The sequence below is a fragment of the Streptomyces katrae genome (genome assembly GCF_000966975.1).
GTDB classification, from domain to species: Bacteria; Actinomycetota; Actinomycetes; order Streptomycetales; family Streptomycetaceae; genus Streptomyces; species Streptomyces katrae.
Genome location: NZ_JZWV01001602.1, coordinates 1 through 1,879 on the forward strand (window position 1 = coordinate 1; position 1,879 = coordinate 1,879).

Here is a 1,879-nt window from a genome sequence, read left to right on the forward strand (position 1 = left end):
TGGGAGCGCGACGAGTACGCGTACTGGCCGCACGAACGGCTGCTGATCACCCTGGGCATCGGCTGGCAGTCCTCCGACGGCCTCTTCCAGGTCACCCGCCCGGGCCCGCACCACGGGCGGGTCGGCCGGTACTTCGACGAGTCGGGCTCGACATTCACTCCCTGGGTGGGACTGCGGCACATCCTCTCCGACTTCGCCACCGCCTTGGAGAACGGCCTGCCCTTCGACGGGCGGACACCTCTGGCCTACGAGGGCCGGCTGATCTGGGACGGCGACGCAACGATTGTCGCCGACCCGACCTCCGCCCTGGACATCGCCGCCCGGGCCCCCGAGCCGCAGGTTCCACCCGCAGCCGAGCCGACCTCGCCCGCCTCGCAGCCTGACGGGACATACGCTGTCGGCACCTTTGGGGGCAGCGGATTCTTCGGAGCCGAACCCGCACCGCCCGTGCAGCCGGACGTCGTGTTCGTGGCGGGCATCGACCCCGGGGAACTGCTGGACCGGCTGGGCTCTCTGCCCGCGACCGCCAGGCCGCGCACCCGGCAACAAGCGCGGCTCTCCGCCGGGGCCCTCTGGGCCGCGTACCGTCGATGGTTCGGGCCGGCGCCTGCGGCGACGGGTGGTCGTACGCCACACAGGAAGGCGGCGATGCCCAGTTCGACCGTCCCGAGGTGCTGGAACGGCTGTCGCGCGGAACCCGGGTGGTGCGGCTGGTGAAGCAGGGACCTGAGGTGCGCGTGACCGTCGTGGAGGACGGAACACAGCGGCCGGAAGCGAGCCACCGGGTCGAATCGCCGCGAGAGGACTACGTGACCGGCTCCGACGGACAGCAGTGGCAGCGGATTGGCGTCGATCCCTGGCCCGGCTCGACGGCCGCCTACACCCGCCTGCTGGCAGGTCTGACCGCAGAGCACGGCATTGCCTTCGATCCGGAGGCCGACGCGGCGGCGCCACTGGCCAGCGCGCTACTGCTGCCGGTCCTCGACCGGGTTCCGGAGGCACGGCACCCGGTCACCGTCGTACGCGACGTCGACCTCGGCGTCCTCATCGAGCGAACCCCACCGCAGCGGTTGCGCTCCGCGGCGGTGGCACAGCTCGCCCGGCTGGCGTCGGAGACCGGAATCGACGGCTACCCGGAGATTGCCCGCGCGCTGGATCAGGCCAGTCTGGGCGAGCCGGTGGACCTGACGGCCGACGGGGCCCTGGACCTGCGGATGCGGACCATCCGGGCGGAGGTCCGGGCCGTCCGCGGACTGCTCGACGCGGCCCGCCACCAGCCCGACTCGGCGCCCGTCACCGCAGCCGACCTAGCGGCGTGGCACGGACGGGACGCGGCGACAGAGGCTTTGCGCCGGTTCCTTCTCCTGTCCCTGCCCGCAGCGGTAGAGACAATCCTCAGCCAGCGGGTATCTGTGCAGTGGCGAGACGAACTGGCGGTGGACCTGGCCGAGTAGCCATTGGCTCGATGCCGTCCGCCAGGACGACCTGCCCAGCCTCCACACTCTTGCGGCCGGCATCGACCGCGACCTCGATGCCGTCATCGCCGGCCTTCAGCCACCGGGCCGGCGGTGGCGCGTACGGGAACGCGGTGCTGTTCCTGGACTGGCACAAGGACGGCCACGGCAATCAGGCCCACGACTACAAGGGATCTCCGCCCGTCTGACCTGCTGTTTCGACCAGGTGCCAGAGGGGTGCACGTCCTCCTGGCCGTGAGCGAGGACCGGCAGGAGCGTCACGGCGGCGTCGCACCCGGTGCAGGCTGTGGTGCCCGGTTGTCCCAGGGCGTTCAGCGCCGCAGGTGTCTTCACCGGCACCGCGTGGTCGGTCGCGAGCGGGCACCCTTCGGCATGCACGGTGGCAGGCCGGCCACGGGTGCGGC

The 1,879-nt window shown here is 71.8% G+C and carries 2 protein-coding genes and 1 pseudogene; 2 read left to right on the forward strand and 1 reads right to left on the reverse strand.

Going from position 1 to position 1,879, the window contains the following annotated elements; all coding sequences use genetic code 11:
- Together VR44_RS41825 and VR44_RS41830 are read left to right on the forward strand one after the other, a co-directional pair.
- Positions 1-717, forward strand: a pseudogene (locus VR44_RS41825) (hypothetical protein); the annotation flags it as partial.
- Positions 672-1,454: a hypothetical protein gene (locus tag VR44_RS41830; RefSeq protein ID WP_157880560.1), complete on the forward strand. Its 783-nt coding sequence runs from the start codon at positions 672-674 to the stop codon at positions 1,452-1,454. The pseudogene VR44_RS41825 and the gene VR44_RS41830, both read left to right, overlap by 46 nt.
- A 96-nt stretch (positions 1,455-1,550) precedes the next feature.
- Here the strand turns inward: VR44_RS41830 and VR44_RS49420 are convergent.
- On the reverse strand, positions 1,551-1,879 hold a 329-nt coding region (locus VR44_RS49420; protein ID WP_425424572.1), incomplete at its 5' end, for a DUF6233 domain-containing protein.